We start from the raw sequence: 1,318 nt of genomic DNA, 5'->3' as shown, positions 1-1,318 counted from the left end.
ATAAATATAATATATATGTATTTTTTTTTTTTTTTTTTTTTGAAATATAAAGAATTAACTTTTTTTTTATTATAATACATATATTTTTTATAAATCATTTCTTTGAAATAAAGTTGTTGATCATTTAGTATTAAGGCATTAATCACTGTATAATATAACGAATATATTTATTAATTAAGGAATTTTTATGAAAAAAAAAATTCATCCTCATTATTCTAAGATAACAGCTACTTGTTCTTGTGGAAATAAAATTGAAATTTACTCAACTATTAATCACAATATACACTTAGATATATGTGCACAATGTCATCCTTTTTATACAGGAAAACAAAGAGTCATTGATACTGGAGGACGTGTTGAGAGATTCAAAAAACGTTTTAATTTTAATAATAAAAAATAACTCATATTAGTTGAAGAATTTTTTTAATTTAAGCATCTTATATCATATATTTAGATGCTTAAAAAAGTTTATATAATTATTTATTTTTGATAAGAATTTGAAAAATAATTTTTTAAAGCTATGTAAATAGCATAAGCAATTTTTTTTTGATAATAAGTTGTATTCAATTTTTGTTCTTCTAAGAAATTAGTAATAAATCCTGTTTCGACTAATATAGAAGGTGTACTGATACAGCTTAATATTCCTAAACTAGCATAGTTTAACTGCATTTTATGTAAATTTATATGTTTTTTAAATTGCTCAAACATATATTTAGATAAATCTAATTCTATTTTTCGTAAATTATTAAATTGTAAATCTAGAATTGTTTTTTTCAAAAATAGATCATTTTTATTTTTATCAAAAATTTTTTGAATAGTTTGAGGAAAAAATACATTTGGATTTTTATTTTTTATGTAATTGTTAATTTCACGATTCATTCTACCATCAGAAATTATCCACAAAGATGCCCCTGATACGTATTGTTTTTTAGAAGAATTTACATGAATAGATATTAATAAATTTACGTGATTTTTTCTTAGAAATTGTCTTCTTTTGTTCAATGAAAGATAAGAGTCGTCATTACGGGTTAGAATTGTATGAAATATTTTATCATTATTTAATAGCTTTTTAAGCTGTATTGCTATTGCTATATTAACTTTTTTTTCTTGAAGTCCTTTATGTCCAATTGCTCCTGGATCTTGTCCTCCATGCCCTGCATCTACTAAAATAGTAATTTTTTCTGATGAATTTATAGAACTATTAACTTTTTTTTCTTGTGTGTTTAACGATTTTTTTTTAAATTTTTTATAAAAATTAGATAATGTAATAAATTTACTTTTCTTATTTTTTAATACAGATAAATTATTATATTTTAAA

2 protein-coding genes are annotated in these 1,318 nt (G+C 20.6%); one reads left to right on the top strand and one right to left on the bottom strand.

Annotated elements, in window-relative coordinates; translation table 11 throughout:
- Positions 1–187: 187 nt before the first annotated feature.
- Entirely contained in the window at positions 188–400 is a 213-nt protein-coding gene (gene rpmE / locus D9V70_RS02975) for a 50S ribosomal protein L31 (protein ID WP_158356237.1), read from the top strand.
- Between the two features lie 80 nt (positions 401–480).
- Here rpmE and D9V70_RS02970 read toward each other — a convergent pair whose 3' ends face one another.
- Positions 481–1,194 carry an N-acetylmuramoyl-L-alanine amidase gene (locus D9V70_RS02970; protein ID WP_253254833.1) on the bottom strand — a complete coding sequence of 238 codons (714 nt, stop codon included), beginning with the start codon at positions 1,192–1,194 and terminating at the stop codon, positions 481–483.
- Positions 1,195–1,318: the final 124 nt, after the last annotated feature.

Source organism: Buchnera aphidicola (Lipaphis pseudobrassicae), assembly GCF_005081185.1.
Classification (GTDB): domain Bacteria; phylum Pseudomonadota; class Gammaproteobacteria; order Enterobacterales; family Enterobacteriaceae; genus Buchnera; species Buchnera aphidicola_AD.
This window is presented reverse-complemented; position numbering and strand designations above follow the sequence as displayed.